Below are 19,279 nucleotides of genomic sequence, written 5' to 3'. Positions count from 1 at the left end.
AAAGTTCAGTGAGGTGAAAAACTTTAATATTTTATACTTTTTTTTAAGGAGAATCTCAGTATAAGTGATATTCTCCTTTTTTTTTGAATATCTAAAAAAATAACACCTTCACATGATAATTATCATAGTCTATAAGGGATGCTGGTGTTAATTTTATAAAATATTGAAAAAAAAAGACCTAATGTTTTGGTTCAAAAAAAAATCTTGTTAGGTCAAATCAGTTAGAAATTTTGCAAAAAACTTACATTTTATCTTTTGCGAATTTCATTTATTTAATAAGATAACATTATAATGATGAAAAAATTTCCAAAACTAATTTGTGATGCTAATGAGGCCGTAGCTAAAGTTGCTCATAAAACAAATGAGGTGTGTGCCATTTACCCTATCACACCCGCATCTCCTATGGGAGAACACGTAGATGTTTATAGCTCAAACGGAGAAAAAAACATATGGGACAATATTCCTAGAATTGTAGAAATGCAGAGTGAAGGTGGTGCCGCTGGAGCAGTACACGGCTCTTTACTGACTGGAGCTTTAACCACCACATTTACAGCTTCACAAGGTTTGCTTCTTATGATTCCTAACATGTATAAAATGGCAGGTGAATTATTACCTTCTGTTATACATGTAGCAGCAAGAACCATTGCGACACATGCACTGTCTATTTTTGGTGATCATTCCGATGTTATGGCTGCAAGACAAACAGGGTTTGCTATGTTATTTGGAGGTTCAGTTCAAGAAGCTCATGATTTTGCACTCATATCACAGGTAGCGACATTAAAATCTAGAGTTCCTTTTCTAAATATTTTTGATGGATTTAGAACTTCGCACGAGATTTCAAAGATTGATGGAATTCCTGATGACGTTATTATTGCAATGATGCCAGAGGACAAAATTATGGAACATAAAAAACGATCATTAGATCCTGATCATCCTGTAATACGAGGTACATCACAAAATCCAGACGTTTTCTTCCAAGCAAGAGAAGCTGCCAATACTTATTATGAAAAAGTTCCTGGTATTGTTGAAGAAACTATGGATGAATTTTACAAACACACAGGCCGAAAATATAGTTTATTCTATTATGAAGGACATCCTGAAGCAGAGCGCGTAATTATACTTATGGGTTCTGGCGAAGGTGCTGCAAGAGAAACTGTTGAAGCCATGGTGAAAAACGATGAAAAAGTAGGCGTTATATTTGTTCGTTTATTCAGACCATTTTCTATCAAACATTTTGTAGATGAATTACCTGAAACTGTTAAAAAAATTGCAGTACTTGATAGAACAAAAGAGCCAGGAAGTGTTGGAGAACCTCTATATCAAGATGTCCTTACAGCATTGCTTGAAAGCAATAGAGAAATGCCTATTATTGTTGGGGGTCGTTATGGATTATCTTCAAAAGAATTTACACCACAAATGGTAAAAGGTGTTTATGACGAATTATTAGACGACAAACCTAAAAATCATTTCACAGTTGGTATTAATGATGATGTTACTTTTACCAGCTTGCCAATTGATGACTCGTTTAAAATTGAAAGCAAAACATTTAATTGCATGTTTTATGGTTTAGGATCTGATGGTACTGTAGGTGCTAATAAAAATTCTATCAAAATTATTGGAGAAACAACAGATAATTATGTACAAGGATATTTTGTATACGACTCTAAAAAAGCTGGTGCACAAACCATTTCGCATTTACGATTTGGCCCTAACCACATATATTCATCATACTTAATTGATAAAGCTGATTTTATTGCAAGTCATCAATTCAATTTTATTGAAAAATACAATATGGTTAAAGATTTAAAACAAGGGGGAACTTTTCTTTTAAATTCACCATATTCTAAGGATGAAATCTGGAATTATTTACCTAAAAGATTACAAAAAGAAATTATTGATAAGGACATAAATTTCTATATAGTAGATGCAAGTAAAGTAGCTGATGCTTCAAATCTTGGTAAACGAACAAATACTGTTTTACAAACTTGTTTCTTTGCTATCTCTGGTGTTTTACCTAAAGATGACGCTATTAAAAAAATTAAAGATGCTATTGTTAAATCTTATTCTCATAAAGGAGAGCGTATTGTCAAAATGAATTTTACGGCTGTTGATAATGCTTTAGCAAATCTTCATAAGGTAGAATATCCAAAAGTAGTTTCTAGTGAAAAAGAGTTACAAACTGCCATGCATAATGCACCATCAGGCTTTGTAACGGAAGTATTAGAAAAAATTCTTGGTGGATTTGGAGATGAACTTCCTGTAAGTGCCTTTCCTGTTGATGGCACCTTTCCAACTGGAACTTCTCAATACGAAAAGAGTGGCATTGCTGATACTATTCCTGTTTGGGATGATGTGAATTTATGTACACAATGTAATAAATGTGTAGCTATTTGTCCACATGCTGCTATTAGAGCTAAAGTAGTTAGTAACAACGAATTATCAAATGCACCTGCATCATTACAATCTGCAGCTGCAAAAGGACGACCTTTTAACAAAGAAGAAGAATCCTATATACTTCAAGTATCACCTCAAGACTGTACAGGTTGTGATTTATGTGTAGCTGTTTGTCCTGCTGTTAGTAAAGAAGATGAAAACTTTAAAGCTATCAACATGCACAAAAAACTTGAGGTTGAAAATGTTGAAGATATTAATTGGGATTACTTTATTGAGTTACCTGATTACAACAGAGCAGCACTACAAATTACAAATGTAAAAGGCTCGCAATTTTTAGAACCTTTATTTGAGTTCTCTGGCGCATGTTCAGGTTGTGGTGAAACACCATATGTAAAACTATTAACCCAATTATATGGCGATAGTATTATAATTGCCAATGCAACGGGATGCTCTTCTATTTACGGAGGAAATTTACCAACTACTCCATATAAAACCAATGAATTTGGTAGAGGACCTGCTTGGGCAAACTCATTATTTGAAGATAATGCCGAGTTTGGTTTAGGTATGAAATTAGCACTAAGTAAAAAACAGGAAATAGCAATTAACCTTCTCAAATCCATTGAAAATGAAGTGGGAACAGAATTAGTAGAAGCAATTCTTAATAATCCTGAAAAAAATGAAACTGAAAGAGCTGAAAATTTCAAAAATCTCGACCAACTAAAAATAAAATTAGCAAGTATTGATAATGAAAAAGCTAAAAAACTTTCTCAACTTACCGAATATCTGCGTAAAAAATCAGTATGGATTTTAGGTGGCGATGGTTGGGCTTATGATATTGGCTATGGAGGTGTCGATCATATTTTAGCATCTGGTGAAGACATAAATATTATGGTTTTGGATACCGAAGTTTATTCTAATACTGGTGGTCAAACTTCAAAAGCAACACCATTAGGCGCAAGTGCAAAATTCTCAGTATCTGGTAAACGAACTAGTAAAAAGAGCTTAGCACTACAAGCTGTTTCTTATGAAAATGTATATGTTGCTCAAATTGCTATAGGAGCTAAAGATCTTCAAACACTTAAAGCCATTGAAGAAGCAGAAGCTTACCCTGGACCATCTATTATTATTGCTTACTCTCATTGTGGTGAGCATGGATATGATTTGGCTCTTGGAACATCACAGCAAGAAAAAGCTGTAGAAAGCGGATATTGGCCGTTGTTTAGATTTAATCCTTCTAAACCTAAAGGCAAGAAATTTAGCTTAGATTCTAAAGCACCTACACTTCCTCTTAAAGACTTTATGTATAACGAAACACGTTTTACGAGAGTAGTTAAAGAAAATGCAGATTTAGGTGATCAACTTTTAGAACAAGCTCAAACAGAAGTTAATACCAAATGGGAACGACTGGAACTTTACAGAGACATGTAACTAATTAAAAGCAAGGTGTTTAATTAATCATTTTTTTATAAAATTCTCCATGCTGTTTTTAATGGTATGGAGAATTTAAAACACCTTAAGTTTGTTAATTATAAAAAATAATAATTATGGAAAATGATGCCTATAAGTATTTAGTAGATGCTGCTCAAAAATTAAATCAGGCAGATAAAGAATTATTTAAACCAGAAGAAGATATTGTAACTTATTTGGTATGTAAAAATTCGCAATTTGCTATAGAAAATTATTTAAGAGGCTATCTTACAAAAAAAGGTATAGAAACCTTTAAATATAAAACTATTGATAGTCTTTATGAACAATGTAAAAAAATTAATAAGGGTTTTGAAAAAGTAAACCTATCCGATTTTAACTGTAAAAATCAAGATACCGATACCAAATTCTGTAATGATATTTCAAAAGTTAGCAAATGTTATGAAATAGCTAACAATTTAGACACTTTCCTTAGAAAGGAAAAAGTTATTTAAATAAACTAATCTTAATCTCTGTTTATTAGAGCTATTTAACTTACATTAATTACCTGCTCTATCTGAGGTACATATTTTTTTATTGTCATTTCTACACCTGATTTTAACGTCATTTGGTTGACACTACAACCAACACAGGCACCTAACAATTTCACCCTTACCAATTTATCATCCTCTATAGATAATAACGAAATATCGCCACCATCACTTTGCAAGAAAGGTCGAATTTCGTTTAGTGCTTTTTCTACATTAATTTTTATCTCTTCTGAAGTCATATTTTATTTTTTACCTATCTTAAATCACTCCAAAATTCTGAAGTTTTTGGAGCGAAATAGATAGTTTTTATTTTTTAACTGATGAACACCCAGCCATAGTTGTTATTTTTATAGCTTCTGTAGGTGGTAAATCATCATTACGTCTTACAACTTCCTGAACTACATTTTGGGTTATTTTTTCAAAAGCTTGCTCTAAAGGCGTAGCGGTTTGTAAAGCTGCTGGACGACCAACATCACCGGCTTCCCTTATACTTTGTACCAGAGGAATATCTCCTAAAAATGGCACTTGTAAATCTTGAGCTAAATGTTTAGCGCCTTCCTTACCAAAAATATAATATTTATTATCTGGAAGTTCAGCAGGTGTAAAGTAAGCCATATTTTCAATAATCCCTAATACGGGCACATTAATGCTTTCTTGTTGAAACATAGCCACGCCTTTTTTAGCATCTGCCAAAGCTACGTTTTGAGGTGTACTCACTACCACAGCTCCTGTAATGGGCAATGATTGCATAATACTTAAATGAATATCGCCAGTACCTGGGGGTAAATCAATTAATAAAAAATCAATATCTCCCCAATGCGCATCAAAAATCATTTGATTTAATGCTTTTGCAGCCATAGGCCCTCTCCAAACAACAGCTTGATTAGGTTGTGTAAAAAACCCAATAGACAATACTTTTACTCCATAATTTTCAACTGGTTTCATTTTTGATTTTCCACCAATATTTACTGCTAAAGGTTTTTCTGCTTCCACATCAAACATAATAGGAATAGATGGTCCATAAATATCAGCATCTAGCACTCCAACATTAAAGCCCATTTTTGATAAAGATACAGCCAAGTTTGCAGTAACAGTAGACTTTCCAACCCCACCTTTACCTGAAGCTACTGCTACAATATTTTGTATTCCTGGAATTGGGTTTCCTTTTATAACATTTGCTTTGGGTTTGGCAGGTGCATCAACTTTTACGTTAACCGTAATTTTAGCCTTCTCGTATACATGATCATGTATGGTTTTTAAAATATCAACTTCAGTTCTTTTTTTAGCCTGTAAACTTGGATTTGTTATAGTAATATCTACAATAACCTCATCTCCAAATGTGATGACATTTTTCACAGCTCCACTTTCAACCATATTTTGACCTTCACCAGGTACAGTTATAGATTCTAACGCTTTTAATATATCTTGTTTGTTAAGTTTCATTTGTATCGGAATTCAATTTTTACTCACCCTAAATAAACTCAGGATCAAGGTCAAATATTAAGAATTATTCTAATATGCAAATATAACCAATAAAGATGAAAAATAAGATGACCAAATCAGAAGATTTATCTCTTTAATAAGGTTAATTATACATTAATTTCCATCATTCTGGTAACCCATAATTATCAATAACATAGTCTAAATCCTTATCTCCTCTTCCACTTAAGTTAACGAGAATCGATTTTTTAGGATTTTCTTTTGCTAACTTCAAAGCATATGCAACGGCATGCGAACTTTCTAGTGCCGGAATGATACCTTCTAACCTACTTAATTCAAAAAAAGCATCTATACATTCTTTATCAGATATACTTTCATAACTTACTTTGTTCATATCTTTCAACATACTATGTTCTGGTCCTACTCCAGGGTAATCCAATCCACTAGCTACAGAATGAACAGGTGCAGGTTCCCCTTTTTCATCTTGTAGCATGTAACATTTAAACCCGTGTATTATACCTGGTTTTCCGAGTGTCATGGTTGCAGCATGATCTCCAAGTTTCTCTAACGATTTGCCTGCTGGTTCAACCCCATATAATTTACACTCTTGATCATCTAAAAAAGCAGAAAAAATACCCATGGCATTACTTCCTCCTCCAACACAAGCCACAATACTATCTGGCAACTCACCAGTCATATCAAAAAATTGGTCTTTTGCTTCAATTCCAACCACACGTTGAAAATCGCGCACCATCATTGGAAATGGATGTGGACCAACCACAGACCCTATACAATAAATAGAATTAATAGGGTCTTCTAAATACGCTCCAAATGCACTATCTACAGCTTCTTTTAAAGTTTTTAACCCATGAGTTGCAGGAATAACTTTTGTGCCTAATATTTTCATTCTTTGAACATTAGGAAATTCTTTTTCTATATCCACTTCACCCATATGGATTTCACATTCTAAGCCAAAATAAGCTGCTGCAGTTGCCAAAGCCACGCCATGTTGACCTGCACCAGTTTCTGCAATCAGCTTCTTTTTACCCATATATTTTGCTAACAAGGCTTCACCCATACAATGGTTTAATTTATGAGCACCTGTATGATTTAAATCCTCACGTTTTAAATAAATCTGACCACCATATTTTTGCGATAATCTGTTGCAATGATAAACAGGTGTTGGTCTTCCTTGAAAATGTTTTCTAATATCCCGAAGCTCAGAAATAAATTTATGAGATTTACTGATGGCAAAATAAGCCTCATTTATTTTTTTCATTTCTTCCTCTAATTGTGGTGGAATAAATGCACCACCATACTCTTGATAAAAACCTTCCTGATTTGGATATTCTTTAAAATAATTTGTAGACATAGGTATAATTAATAAAAGTTGTGTTTATGTTTTAAAGATAATTAATAATGATAAAAAATAGCAGTAGAAAAACAGAAGTTTTTGCTTTTTATAATTGATATGAACGTGACAAACTAACTGATATGATTACTTTCTAAGATGGCTCCCAAAAAACGTTATCAAAATCTTGAACTTGGTTGTTTACCACTTTAACACCTTCACTTTCCAAAAGTTGTTGCATCAAATGAGTCCCATCAAAATGATGTTTCCCCGTAAGAAGTCCTTTTCTGTTAACTACACGATGTGCCGGCACATCTTTACCATGAGAACCATTCATAGCATACCCTACCATTCTCGCACTTTTTGTGGCACCTAAAAACTTTGCTATAGCACCATAACTTGTTACTCTGCCATAAGGAATTTGTTTTGCCACCTCATAAACTTTATCGAAGAAATTTAAGGTTTCTGGTTTCATATCTCTACAAATCTTTAATAATATTAATGAATGTAATTACAGAAATAACACCTGTAATACCACCAATAATACGGTTCATGTTTTTTTGAGATGTAAAGGTTTTACTTTTTATTTTATCAAAAAAGAAAATATACATATAAAGCATGACAAAAGTCCCCATAACAGCACCTACTACGTAGGATACAATGCTAATCTGATCGAATGCCATCCATCCATAAGTTGCTAATGTAATAGTCATATAAGCTTGGTACGGAATGGGAAACACATTTAAAGATGACAAAAGCATACCTTGAAAAAAACGACTATGCTTGCTCCGAACTTGAGGCTCTACTTGCTGTTGTGGTTTGCTTTTAGCTATAAATAAAAAATAAACAGTTATCAAGATAAAAATAACAAGAGCTGCCCGTTTCAAAATTTCAACAACTTCTAAATGCATACTTAAATATCGTGCAAAAATAGTTGCTAAATATGTTTGTACCAATACAATAAGACAAGTGCCAATAGAAAACATAATACCTCTAACATGACCTTCTTTTAAACTTACCTTAGCGGCTGTCATATTCAATAAACCAGGTGGAACGACCCCTATCAATGCTATAAAAAAGCCTAAAAAAAAGATAAATGTAATGTCCACTACTATTTTATTTTAAACCGAATATACGTAATTGGCTTGTTTTGTTCTAAATATTGTGACTCATAAAAGGTTTGAATACTTGTAACTTCTTCTGGACTGCCTTCTTGCTTGTACACGTTGTGATTAGCATATAACACTTCATGTCCTGATCCATGCAATAAACCAAGTGTATAGCCGTGCATAAATTCGCTATCCGTTTTAAGATTGACAACACCATCAGGCTTTAAAATAATTTTATAACGTTTTAAAAATTCAGCATTTGTCATACGGTGTTTCGTCCGCTTATATTTTATTTGAGGATCTGGAAATGTAATCCAAATTTCATCTACTTCTTGCGAAGCAAAGGCATAATTTATAAGTTCTATTTGAGTTCGGAGAAAACCAACGTTAGGAATATTTTCTTCAACGGCTGTTTTAGCTCCTCGCCAGAAACGAGCTCCTTTTATATCAATACCAATAAAATTTTTATTAGGATATTTTTTTGCTAATGCTACAGAATACTCGCCTTTTCCACAACCCAGTTCCAAAACTAAAGGCTGGTCTTTTTTAAAAAAAGAGCTATTCCAATTTCCTTTTAAATTGAAATTACTATTTACTAATTCGTCTCTTGTTGGTTGAACAACATTTGCAAAGGTTTCATTTTCTTTGAATCTGCGTAGTTTGTTTTTGCTTCCCACTAATTATTATTGATTTCTTGTTGTTCTTATTTTTTGGTAAAAATAGATAATTTCAACTTAAAGCCCGAATAATAATATCTGACTATTTTTTAATATTAAGGAAATATAAACAACCACTTATATACGTACCTTTGGAATTTCTACGAAAAACAGGAAAAATAATTGGGCACACTATAGATATTAAAATGAAAAAAAGGATTTTAATTGCATCGTTGAATTGGGGACTAGGTCATGCTACACGATGTATCCCAATAATTGATGCTTTATTGGCTCATGGTTTTGAACCAATTATAGCAAGTGACGGTTTTGCATTATCATTACTGCAAAAGGAATTTCCCAATTTATTATCTATTGAATTACCCGCCTACAATATTACCTATGCAAAAAATGGTGCACACTTTAAGTTGAAACTACTAAAAGACTCCCCTAAAGTTTTAAAAGCCATTAATTCTGAAAAAGAAACTGTCAAAGAAATTATTGAAACCTATAATATCCAAGGTATTATTTCAGATAACCGATTGGGAGTACGAAGTAAAAAAGTACCTTCAATATTTATTACACATCAATTAAATGTTTTAAGCGGAAACACTACTTGGTTAAGTACTAAAATGCACCAAAAGATCATTAAAAAATTTGACGTTTGCTGGGTCCCAGATGTTAAAGGAAGTACTAATTTAAGTGGCAAATTGAGTCATACCCATGTTTTCGAAATACCAACAGAGTACATTGGCCCTTTAAGTCGACTTGAATTAAAACCTAAAACTATTACCAACAACCTTTTGGTTTTACTCTCTGGCCCCGAACCTCAACGCACCTTACTTGAAGAAAAACTTTTATTAGAATTAAAAAACTACCCTAAAAAAGTAGTTTTTGTTAAAGGAGTTTTGGAAAAAGAACAAACTATACAAACTATGGGCAACCTTACTATTTATAATTTTATGACATCAAGTTTACTGGAAAAAACCATTAATGAAAGTGAATTTATAATTTCAAGGTCTGGTTATACAACCATTATGGATTTAGCAAAATTGAATAAAAAAGCTTTTTTCATTCCAACTCCAGGACAATATGAACAGGAATATTTAGCAAAAAGACTAACAGAACTTGAATTTGCTCCAAGTTGTAGTCAAGAAACATTTACAATAAGTCAACTTGAAAAAATAAATAATTTTAAAGGACTAAGCTCCTTTCATTTTAAAACAGATTTCAAAAGATTATTTAGCCTTTTCGAGAGTAAATGAAAACTCACTCCCAACATCAAATTCACTTTCCACATATATTTTTTCATCATGAGCTTCAATAATATGCTTTACTATGGATAAGCCTAAACCAGACCCTCCTTCTTTTCTTGAACCACTTTTATCTACTCTATAAAAACGCTCAAACAATCGTGAAATATGTGCTTTGGCAATACCTTCACCATTATCTGTAACACGTACAATCACTTTGTTTTTTATTAAATTTTCAATACTAACTTCTGTAGTACCGCGTTCTTGACCGTATTTTATCGAGTTAACAATAAGATTAACTATAACTTGCTGAATACGCTCTTTATCTGCATTTACCAAAATAGGATTCCTGTAATTGGTATCAAAAGTAAGAGTTATTCTTTTTTTATGAGCTTTCATTTCAAGCATATCAAATACACTTTTTATTAGCTCAACAATATCAAAAGTTTCAATATTAAGACTTAAATCACCTACTTCCAATTTAGTAATCATATCTAAATCTTTCACAATATAGCTGAGTCTTTCTACCCCTTTACTAGCTCGCTCCAAATATTTTTCTCTTAATTTTTCATCATTCATAGCCCCCTCAAGCAATGTTAAAATATAGCCTTGAACTGTAAATAATGGCGTTTTTAATTCATGAGACACATTTCCAAAAAACTCTTTTCTATATTTTTCTCTAACCTTTAATGTTTCTATTTGAAGTTTTTTATTCCGCGCAAACTTGTCTATTTCCTGAGTTAAGGTGTTCATATCTGTTGTGATAGGCCCTTTTGTTAAACTAGTGGATTCAAGAAGTGTTAAATCATCATATATTTTTTTAACCCGCTTGTATATAAAACGTTCAACCCTATATTGAATAACTAAAAAAGAAAAGAAGTAACAACAAATAGCAAAAATTAAGATAACCAATACATTTATTGTATAATAACCATATAAAAAAACACTCATTAAGAGCGTTATAAACAAAGTTATGTATAGCGATGTTTTAATCGCAAAGCGATAAGATTTTTTAAATTTTGTCTGCATTTATTATTTTAGTCAACAAACTTATAGCCGACACCTTTTATAGTTTTAAAAGACTCATCGCCAATTTTCTCTCTAAGTTTACGGATATGAACATCTATTGTTCTTCCTCCTACAACCACTTCATTTCCCCACACACTGTCTAAAATTTCATCACGCTTAAAGACTTTTCCTGGTTTTGATGCTAATAAAGATAATAATTCAAATTCTTTTCTAGGTAAAACAATTTCTTTTTTGCCTAAAATGATTTTATATTCATCTCTATCAATAATTAAGTTGCCAACTTTAACAGTACTGCTTACTTCCTCTTCTTTAAAACGTCTCAACAAAGCTTTCACTTTACTAACTAACACTTTTGGTTTAATAGGCTTTGTTATATAATCATCTGCTCCAGCATCAAATCCCGCTACTTGTGAATAATCTTCTCCTCGTGCTGTTAGAAATGTAACTATGGTATCCTTTAAATCTGGATTTTTTCTAATATTTTCACAAGCCTCAATACCATCCATTTCTGGCATCATCACATCCATAATAATTAGGTGAGGCAATTCTTTTTTAGCTTTTTTTACAGCTTCTAAACCGTTTTCTGCTGTAATAACTTGATAGCCTTCATTAGATAAATTGTAACCAACAATTTCTAAAATATCAGGCTCATCGTCAACTAAAAGTATTTTAATATCCTTTTTATTCATGCGGCAAAGTTAATTTATAATCAAGTAAAAATAAAACTAATAACACATACATATTATGGTTATTTAAACAAATAACATTTAGGTAACCTAAGAGTTACACAATATTAACTTTTCGATGTAACTAACAAATCTTTAACACTTGTTTGGCACAGCTTTTGAAAGGAATATAGTACTTTTATCCTAATAAAACGTGACATATGCAAAAAAAATACTTTTTAGCAATACTTTTTTCTTTAACATTCATAATTCCACAATTAGGGTATACTCAATCTGATGTTAACACATCTTCTAATGACCACAAAATAGAAGGCTTATCTATATATCCTAACCCAGTCCAAAGCGGAAAACAATATATTTACATTACTTCAAAAAGTAACTTAACTAAAAAAGTTGAAATTTATAATGTTTTAGGCAAACAAGTTTATAACGCAGAACTTATTAATAAAGAATTAAACATTTCTAAATTAAATTCTGGTGTATATATATTAAAAGTTACAGAAAATGGAATCAGTGAATCAAGGAAGTTAATTATTATGTAAAACATTTTCTATTAAAACATAATACAAAACCCCTTGGATCAGCAAATAATTCAGGGGTTTTATATTATAAAAAAGATAAGATTTAATTTATAAATTACTTATTTGGTCCAAAGTCTTTCCATCTCTTCCAATGTTTTTCCTTTTGTTTCTGGCACCATTTTCCAAACAAAAAGAGCAGAAACAACACTCATTATCCCATAAAATAAATAAGTGCCTCCACTACTGAATTCCATCATGGGTGGGTATGTAGAAGAAATGAAGAAATTAGCTGCCCATTGTGCTGCAACTGCAATAGCTATGGCCTGACTTCTAATTTTATTTGGATAAATTTCTGAAATAAGAACCCAACAAACAGGTCCCCAACTCATCATAAACGAAGCGGTATAAATTATAATAAAAACCAATGTTGCCATACCTATAATACCTTGAAATGCTAAGATTGAAATGGCAAACATACCAATAGCCATGCCTATAGAACCGGTAATTAATAGTGGTTTTCTTCCCCATTTGTCAACAGTTAAAATAGCTATAACCGTAAACACAACATTTACAAGCCCCATTATAATAGTTTGCAACATGGAGGCATCTTTAGCCGCCCCCATACTTTCAAAAATACGAGGCGCATAATACAAAGCTACGTTAATCCCTACAAATTGCTGAAAAACAGACAATAAAACACCTACAATTATCACCCCTTTACCATAAGAAAGTATTTTACCTTTAGTGGTTGTTTTTACAGATTTTTTTATTGCAACAAGAATCTCATTTGCTTTTTCAGCCCCGTTAAAACGAGTAAGAATAGACAGTGCTTTTTCATCTTTGTTCTGTAATGCCAAATATCGAGGTGTTTCGGGCATAAAAAACATAAGACCAGCAAATATAGATGCAGGAATAGCTTCAGATACAAACATTCTCCTCCATCCAATTTCATTTATCCATTCAATGCTTTGTCCGTCAGCTATACCCCAATTTACAAAGTAAACTACTAACATTCCAAATATTATAGCAAATTGATTTAAAGAAACCAATTTTCCTCGAATTTCTGCTGGGGCAATTTCACCAATATACATAGGACAAACTGCCGAAGCTAAACCAACACCAATACCCCCTATAATACGGTAAAAATTAAACATCCACAACAATCCTATAGAAGGAGTACCTCTTTCAAAAAATAAAAATTCAGGATTTCCAGAACCCAAAGCGGATAATAAAAACAGAAAACCCGCAATAATTAAAGCCTTTTTTCGACCATACCTACTAGATACGATTCCTGATATGGCTCCTCCAATAATACAACCAATCAATGCCGATGACACTGTAATACCATGTAAAAATGAACTTAACCCCTGGCTATCAATTAAAAATGCTTGAATTGATTTTTCAGCACCAGATATTACGGCCGTATCATAACCAAATAGCAAACCTCCTAATGTAGCAACGATAGTTACTACATAAACAAGTATCTTATTTTGCTTTTCCATTATACATATTGATTTATAATATTTTCAAACAACTCTTGTTTACCACTTTGTAATTTAAGTTCACCATTTGCATGAGCAATTTTGTACAAATCCTGCAAATTTAATTTTCCATTTTCAAAATCTTTTCCACTACCAGAGTCAAAAGAACTATAACGTTCTTTTCTTAAGGTTTCATATGGGGATGATGTGATGATGTTATCTGCTACCAACAAGGCTCTTGCAAAGGTATCAGCTCCTCCAATATGTGCATAAAAAACATCTTCCATATCGGTTGAATTTCTTCTAATTTTAGCATCAAAATTAACACCCCCACCTTGTAAGCCACCAGCTTTTAAAAATACTAACATGGCTTCAGTAGTTTCTTGAATGTTATTTGGAAACTGGTCTGTATCCCATCCGTTTTGGTAATCACCACGGTTAGCATCTAAACTTCCTAACATACCTGCTTTAGCTGCTGTTTCAATTTCGTGTTGAAAAGTATGCTGAGCTAAGGTGGCATGATTGACTTCAATATTTATTTTAAAATCTTTATCTAACCCATATTCTTTTAGGAAACCAATAGCTGTTGCTGTATCAAAATCATATTGATGCTTTGATGGCTCCATTGGTTTTGGTTCTATAAAGAAATTCCCTTTAAATCCTTGTGCTCTTGCATAGTCTCTCGCCATACCTAAAAATTGTCCCATGTGATCTAATTCACGGCTCATATCTGTATTTAATAAAGACATGTAACCTTCACGACCTCCCCAGAACACATAATTTTCACCCCCTAAAGCAATAGTTGCATCTAAGGCCAATTTTATTTGTCCACCTGCTCGGGCAACTACATTAAAATCTGGATTGGTTGCTGCTCCATTCATGTATCTTGGATTAGAAAAACAATTAGCTGTTCCCCATAATAATTTAATCCCTGAAGCAGCTTGTTTTTGTTTTAAATAATCAGTTATGGTTGCCAATCTAGATTCTGACTCTGCAAAGGTTGCTCCTTCTTGAATTAAATCGAAATCATGAAAACAGTAATAGCCAAAACCCATTTTTGTAATAAATTCAAAAGCGGCATCAGCTTTATCTTTTGCTGCTTGAATAGGATTTGAAGATTGATCCCAAGGGAAATTTTGTGTTCCTGGACCAAAGGGGTCAGAACCTTGACCACAGAACGTATGCCAGTAAGCCACTGAAAATTTAAACCATTCTTTCATCGTTTTTCCTGCTACAACCTGGTCTGGATTGTAGTATTTAAAGGCTAGAGGATTGTCTGATTCTTTTCCTTCAAATTTGATGTCTCCAATACCTTTAAAGTATTCTTTGTTTCCTAAAGTTGCCATATTGTAAAATATTTATTTGTTTATTGGTTTAATTGTTTTCTTGATTTTAGTTGCCATTAGCATTAAGGATGAAGCTGTTATTGAAGCTCTTTTTTGTTATATTGGCGCAACAAAAAAGTGACTGCTATAAGCCTGCCCCCTTTGGTAACTCCCAACTATTGTTTATTTAAAATAAGTTCTAATTCTTTTTTCCAATTATGGTATGCTGCCACATACGCTGTTTTGTCTTTAAAAGGCATAAAAGTCATAACGTGGTCATTGTCCATAATTACTTTACCAAAATGTTCAAAATTACCTTTATGTAAGTTAGCTGCTCGTGCAGCCCCAATGGCTCCGGTAGTATTATAAATTTCAATTTCTTGACCGATTAGAGTTGCTACCGTGTTTGCAAATATTTCTGAACGAAATAAATTATCGTTTCCAGCTCGGATTACACTGGGTTTAATACCATCGGATTTTAGAATTTCCATGCCATAAATAAAGGAAAATGCAATACCTTCCAAAGCAGCTCTACATAAATGTGCTTTGTTATGATTGTTTAAATTGATATTAACCAATCGAGTACCAATTTCCATGTTATTTAACATGCGTTCAGCTCCATTACCAAAGGGCAACATACAAACACCGTCTGATCCTATTGGTATATCTGAAGCTAATGTATTCATCTCTTCATAAGAGCTAACATTTAAATTATTTAAGAGCCAACGGTATTGAATTCCTGCTCCGTTGATATTTAAAAGTTTACCTATTCTTGGTTTTAATTTAGTATAATTAACATGTGCAAAATTATTAACTCTGGTACTTTCCTTTCCTGAAAGATTATCTGTAACTGCATATACCACACCCGAAGTACCTCCAGTTGCGGCTACTTCGCCAGGATTAAATACATTTAACGACAAGGCATTATTAGGTTGGTCGCCAGCACGGTAATAAATAGGTGTACCTGCTGCAATTCCGCTATCAACTTCACCTTTTTCATCTACAACCGATTGTACTCCAAATATATCAACAATATCGGGCACAAGATTTTTATCAATACCATAATATTCAAGTAGAAAATCTGCCACCTTATCATTTTTAAAGTCCCAGAAAATACCTTCAGACAATCCTGAAATAGTGGTATTTATTTTATTTGAAAATTTATAAGCAATGTAATCTCCTGGCAGCATAAACTTATGCGCTTTTTTATAAATTTCTGGTTCATTATCTTTTACCCATTTTAATTTTGAAGCGGTAAAGTTTGCAGGTGAATTTAATAGTTGCAATGCACATTTTTCTTCTCCAAGTTCTGCAAAGGCGTTATGCCCAATTTCAACGGCCCTACTATCGCACCATATGATGCTTTTTCGAAGCGGATTTCCAGCTTTATCAACCAAAACCAAACCATGCATTTGATACGAAATACCAATACCTTTTATTTGTGAAGCGTTTAAATTGTGTTGCTTTTTTAAACGTTTAATAGCGTTACAAATATGTTCCCACCAATCGTTTGGATCTTGTTCTGCCCAACCATTTTTTTGAGCAAACATACCCATTTCTTCTTTCGGTTCTTGAACAACACCTAAACTTTTACCAGAATCTATGTCTACTAACGCTGCTTTAATAGACGAACTACCTATATCTAATCCTAAATAATACATAATTATAATGAGTCTCTTAATATTAATTTCGTTGGAATGTAATGCTGCATTGCCGAATCGTTACTTATAAATTCTGCTGCCTTTGTACCTAATGCTTTAAAATCTGTTGAAATAACAGAAATACCTTTGTAAATAAACTTTTTCATAGGCGTTTCATTATATGATAAAAAACCAACATCTACACCTGGTTCAAATCCTAAATCTCTGCATTGTTCTAAAAAAAGACCTAAAATCCGATCGCTAACACTAATATAAGCAATGTCTTTTTCAATTTTGAAACTCTCTGCATTTGTTATAATCTTATACTCAAATTTGCACTTTTTGCAGAACTTTTTAAATGCTGAAATGGTTTCTTTAGGATGGTTCGTGAATGTAGGGTATATAAAATGGATGGCTTTATATTTTGTAAACAAATTTTTAGACCTGGTTAAAACATCAAATACTGAATTTCCAAAATCTTGGAATACAAAATTGTTATTATTCTTTGAGTGAATGTTCCAATCTATCAATAATAATTTATCGTTTTCTATTTCTGAAATAACCGAAGGAATATCTTTATGATCAAAATTCATAACAACATACTTGTAATATTTACCTTTCCCATTATTTATTATGGTTTTAAAATTTTCAATATTATAATGATGAAATTGTACATCAGTAATAATATTTTTTGATAAATTATTAATAAAAGAATGGTATAACACCTCTTTATATGCTTTGAAAGTATCCAAAACCAAGAGTACTTTACTTATTTTACTAGCTACATAATATCCTTTATTTGGCACTGATTCAATTACACCCTGTTCTTTTAAAATAGAATAGGCTTTAAAAACTGTATCTCTTGATAATGTATGAGTTTTACAGATATAATTAACAGAAGGCAACAAATCAGCAATTGAAAGTTTATTATTAGCAATAGCATCATTTACAGCATTTACTAACTGTTGATACTTTGGAATATCACTGTTATGATTTATTCTAAAAGCAAGCGTTTCTTTCATTATTTTCATTGTTCTGTACTGTTCTGTTATGCGATACTAAGCTTAAAAAAATGATACGACAATTATTTGCAATATCATTTTTTTAAACTTAATTCTTAAAATTTATTACATTATTACAGTTCAAACAATGTTGGTAAAAACATTGATATTTCTGGAATATAAGTAATAAGCATTAAAACAATTATCATAATTAACAAAAAGGGCAACAACGGTTTTATAACTTTGGTAACAGATACATTTGCTACGCCACTGCCAACAAAAAGAATGGTACCAACTGGTGGTGTACACAAGCCAACGCATAAATTTAAAACCAATACAATACCAAAATGTACAGGATGCATCCCCAATGCTACAACAACAGGTAAAAAGATAGGAGTAAAAATCAATACAGCTGGTGTCATATCCATAAAGGTCCCTATAATCAATAAAGTTAAATTAATAACTAAAAAGATGACAAACTTATTACTAAATTGCTCCAATAAAAACCCACTCATAAGTTCTGGGATACCTTCAAAAGAAAACAACCATGACATGGCCATTGAGGTACAGATTAAGAACATAACAACACCTGTGGTTCTGGCTGCTGTTAATAAAATATCTGGAAAATCTTTAACTTTTATATCGCCATAAATTAAAGCCAAAACAGCAGCATATAAAACTGCAATAGCAGATGCTTCAGTGGCTGTAAAAATCCCAGCAACAATACCACCTACAACGATAAAAAGAAGTAATAAACTAAAAAAAGCATTTCCAAAATTTGTTGCTATTTCAGATAAAGGCGCACGTGCGCCTTTGGCAAATTTTTTGGTAATAGCCACATAAGCAATATAGCCCATGATAGCAAAACCTAATAAAATTCCTGGCAAATAACCTGCAATAAACAAGGCAGCGACAGATGCAGACCCGCCACTAGCTAAAGCATACACAATTAATGTATTACTTGGAGGAATCAATAACCCTGTAGTAGAAGACGTAATATTTACGGAAGCACTCAGCTCTCTTGGGTAGCCTTCTTCTTCCATTCTATCCGTCATTATACTTCCTATTGCAGAAGCTGCTGCAATGGCAGAACCTGATATAGCACCAAACAGCATGGATGCTAATACATTTACATAAGCTAAACCTCCAGGAAGGCTAGCTACCAACGATTTTGCAAAATTTATCATTCGATTTGCAATACCTCCTCGTTTCATAATCTCACCCGCCAGAACAAAAAATGGAATGGCTAAAAGTGCAAAACTATCTATACCCGTGGTCATACGCTGAGCGATAGTAGTTATTCCGGGAAGATTATCAATATTTAACAACAAACTTAATGTTGTTGATATACCTATAGAATATGCTACAGGCACTTTTAACATAAGTAAAGTAAAAAAACTAGCGAATAACACTATAATACTTATAATTTCAATACTCATAA

Annotated in this window: 17 protein-coding genes; 4 read left to right on the top strand and 13 right to left on the bottom strand. The window is 32.5% G+C overall.

Annotated elements, in window-relative coordinates; genetic code table 11:
* The first annotated feature begins 291 nt into the window (after positions 1-291).
* Entirely contained in the window at positions 292-3,822 is a 3,531-nt protein-coding gene (nifJ, locus tag APS56_RS12455; protein ID WP_054728723.1) for a pyruvate:ferredoxin (flavodoxin) oxidoreductase, read from the top strand.
* 116 nt (positions 3,823-3,938) lie between these two features.
* A complete protein-coding gene (locus tag APS56_RS12450; RefSeq protein WP_054728720.1) occupies positions 3,939-4,313 on the top strand; it encodes a HEPN domain-containing protein in 375 nt (124 codons plus the stop codon).
* A gap of 35 nt (positions 4,314-4,348) precedes the next feature.
* Here APS56_RS12450 and APS56_RS12445 read toward each other — a convergent pair whose 3' ends face one another.
* From APS56_RS12445 to trmB, 6 genes are all read right to left on the bottom strand, one after another.
* Positions 4,349-4,588 (bottom strand): NifU family protein, encoded by a 240-nt coding sequence (locus APS56_RS12445; RefSeq protein ID WP_054728716.1) that lies wholly within the window; start codon positions 4,586-4,588, stop codon positions 4,349-4,351.
* A gap of 67 nt (positions 4,589-4,655) precedes the next feature.
* On the bottom strand, positions 4,656-5,792 hold the full coding sequence (locus APS56_RS12440; RefSeq protein ID WP_054728714.1) for an Mrp/NBP35 family ATP-binding protein: 1,137 nt from the start codon (positions 5,790-5,792) through the stop codon (positions 4,656-4,658).
* Positions 5,793-5,955: 163 nt separating this feature from the next.
* On the bottom strand, positions 5,956-7,161 hold the full coding sequence (gene trpB / locus APS56_RS12435; RefSeq protein WP_054728711.1) for a tryptophan synthase subunit beta: 1,206 nt from the start codon (positions 7,159-7,161) through the stop codon (positions 5,956-5,958).
* A 133-nt stretch (positions 7,162-7,294) separates the two neighbouring features.
* Positions 7,295-7,615 (bottom strand): MGMT family protein, encoded by a 321-nt coding sequence (locus APS56_RS12430; protein ID WP_054728708.1) that lies wholly within the window; start codon positions 7,613-7,615, stop codon positions 7,295-7,297.
* A gap of 4 nt (positions 7,616-7,619) precedes the next feature.
* Positions 7,620-8,249, bottom strand: coding sequence for a LysE family transporter (locus APS56_RS12425; protein ID WP_054728704.1), 630 nt, complete (start codon positions 8,247-8,249; stop codon positions 7,620-7,622).
* 2 nt (positions 8,250-8,251) lie between these two features.
* Complete coding sequence (gene trmB / locus APS56_RS12420) at positions 8,252-8,926, bottom strand: tRNA (guanosine(46)-N7)-methyltransferase TrmB (RefSeq protein WP_054728701.1); 675 nt, start codon at positions 8,924-8,926, stop codon at positions 8,252-8,254.
* 185 nt (positions 8,927-9,111) lie between these two features.
* Here trmB and APS56_RS12415 point away from each other — a divergent pair, with 185 nt between their 5' ends.
* Positions 9,112-10,167, top strand: coding sequence for a glycosyltransferase (locus tag APS56_RS12415; protein ID WP_054731379.1), 1,056 nt, complete (start codon positions 9,112-9,114; stop codon positions 10,165-10,167).
* Here the strand turns inward: APS56_RS12415 and APS56_RS12410 are convergent.
* Both APS56_RS12410 and APS56_RS12405 read right to left on the bottom strand, forming a co-directional pair.
* Complete coding sequence (locus APS56_RS12410; protein WP_054728698.1) at positions 10,141-11,184, bottom strand: sensor histidine kinase; 1,044 nt, start codon at positions 11,182-11,184, stop codon at positions 10,141-10,143. The two genes, APS56_RS12415 and APS56_RS12410, sit on opposite strands and share 27 nt — an antisense overlap.
* 8 nt (positions 11,185-11,192) lie before the next feature.
* Positions 11,193-11,873 carry a response regulator transcription factor gene (locus APS56_RS12405; RefSeq protein WP_054728695.1) on the bottom strand — a complete coding sequence of 227 codons (681 nt, stop codon included), beginning with the start codon at positions 11,871-11,873 and terminating at the stop codon, positions 11,193-11,195.
* Between the two features lie 197 nt (positions 11,874-12,070).
* On the opposite strand from APS56_RS12405, the gene APS56_RS12400 reads away from it, so the two are divergent.
* Complete coding sequence (locus APS56_RS12400; RefSeq protein WP_054728691.1) at positions 12,071-12,412, top strand: T9SS type A sorting domain-containing protein; 342 nt, start codon at positions 12,071-12,073, stop codon at positions 12,410-12,412.
* A 98-nt stretch (positions 12,413-12,510) separates the two neighbouring features.
* Here the strand turns inward: APS56_RS12400 and xylE are convergent, their stop codons facing one another.
* The 5 genes from xylE to APS56_RS12375 all read right to left on the bottom strand — a co-directional run bounded on the left by xylE (position 12,511) and on the right by APS56_RS12375 (position 19,277).
* Complete coding sequence (gene xylE / locus APS56_RS12395) at positions 12,511-13,893, bottom strand: D-xylose transporter XylE (protein WP_211259722.1); 1,383 nt, start codon at positions 13,891-13,893, stop codon at positions 12,511-12,513.
* Complete coding sequence (xylA, locus tag APS56_RS12390) at positions 13,893-15,218, bottom strand: xylose isomerase (RefSeq protein ID WP_054728685.1); 1,326 nt, start codon at positions 15,216-15,218, stop codon at positions 13,893-13,895. The genes xylE and xylA overlap by 1 nt, the downstream gene beginning before the upstream one ends.
* A gap of 155 nt (positions 15,219-15,373) precedes the next feature.
* Positions 15,374-16,858, bottom strand: a complete 1,485-nt coding sequence (locus tag APS56_RS12385) for a xylulokinase (RefSeq protein WP_054728680.1) — start codon at positions 16,856-16,858, stop codon at positions 15,374-15,376.
* Positions 16,859-16,860: 2 nt separating this feature from the next.
* Positions 16,861-17,859: a GntR family transcriptional regulator gene (locus tag APS56_RS12380; RefSeq protein WP_236778418.1), complete on the bottom strand. Its 999-nt coding sequence runs from the start codon at positions 17,857-17,859 to the stop codon at positions 16,861-16,863.
* A gap of 113 nt (positions 17,860-17,972) precedes the next feature.
* The gene (locus tag APS56_RS12375) at positions 17,973-19,277 is read right to left on the bottom strand and encodes a TRAP transporter large permease (protein ID WP_211259721.1); all 1,305 of its coding nucleotides are present in this window, start codon (positions 19,275-19,277) and stop codon (positions 17,973-17,975) included.
* Positions 19,278-19,279: the final 2 nt, after the last annotated feature.

This window comes from Pseudalgibacter alginicilyticus (assembly GCF_001310225.1).
GTDB classification, from domain to species: domain Bacteria; phylum Bacteroidota; class Bacteroidia; order Flavobacteriales; family Flavobacteriaceae; genus Pseudalgibacter; species Pseudalgibacter alginicilyticus.
The sequence above is the reverse complement of the archived record's forward strand: the minus strand, read 5'-3'. Positions and strand labels throughout refer to the sequence as shown.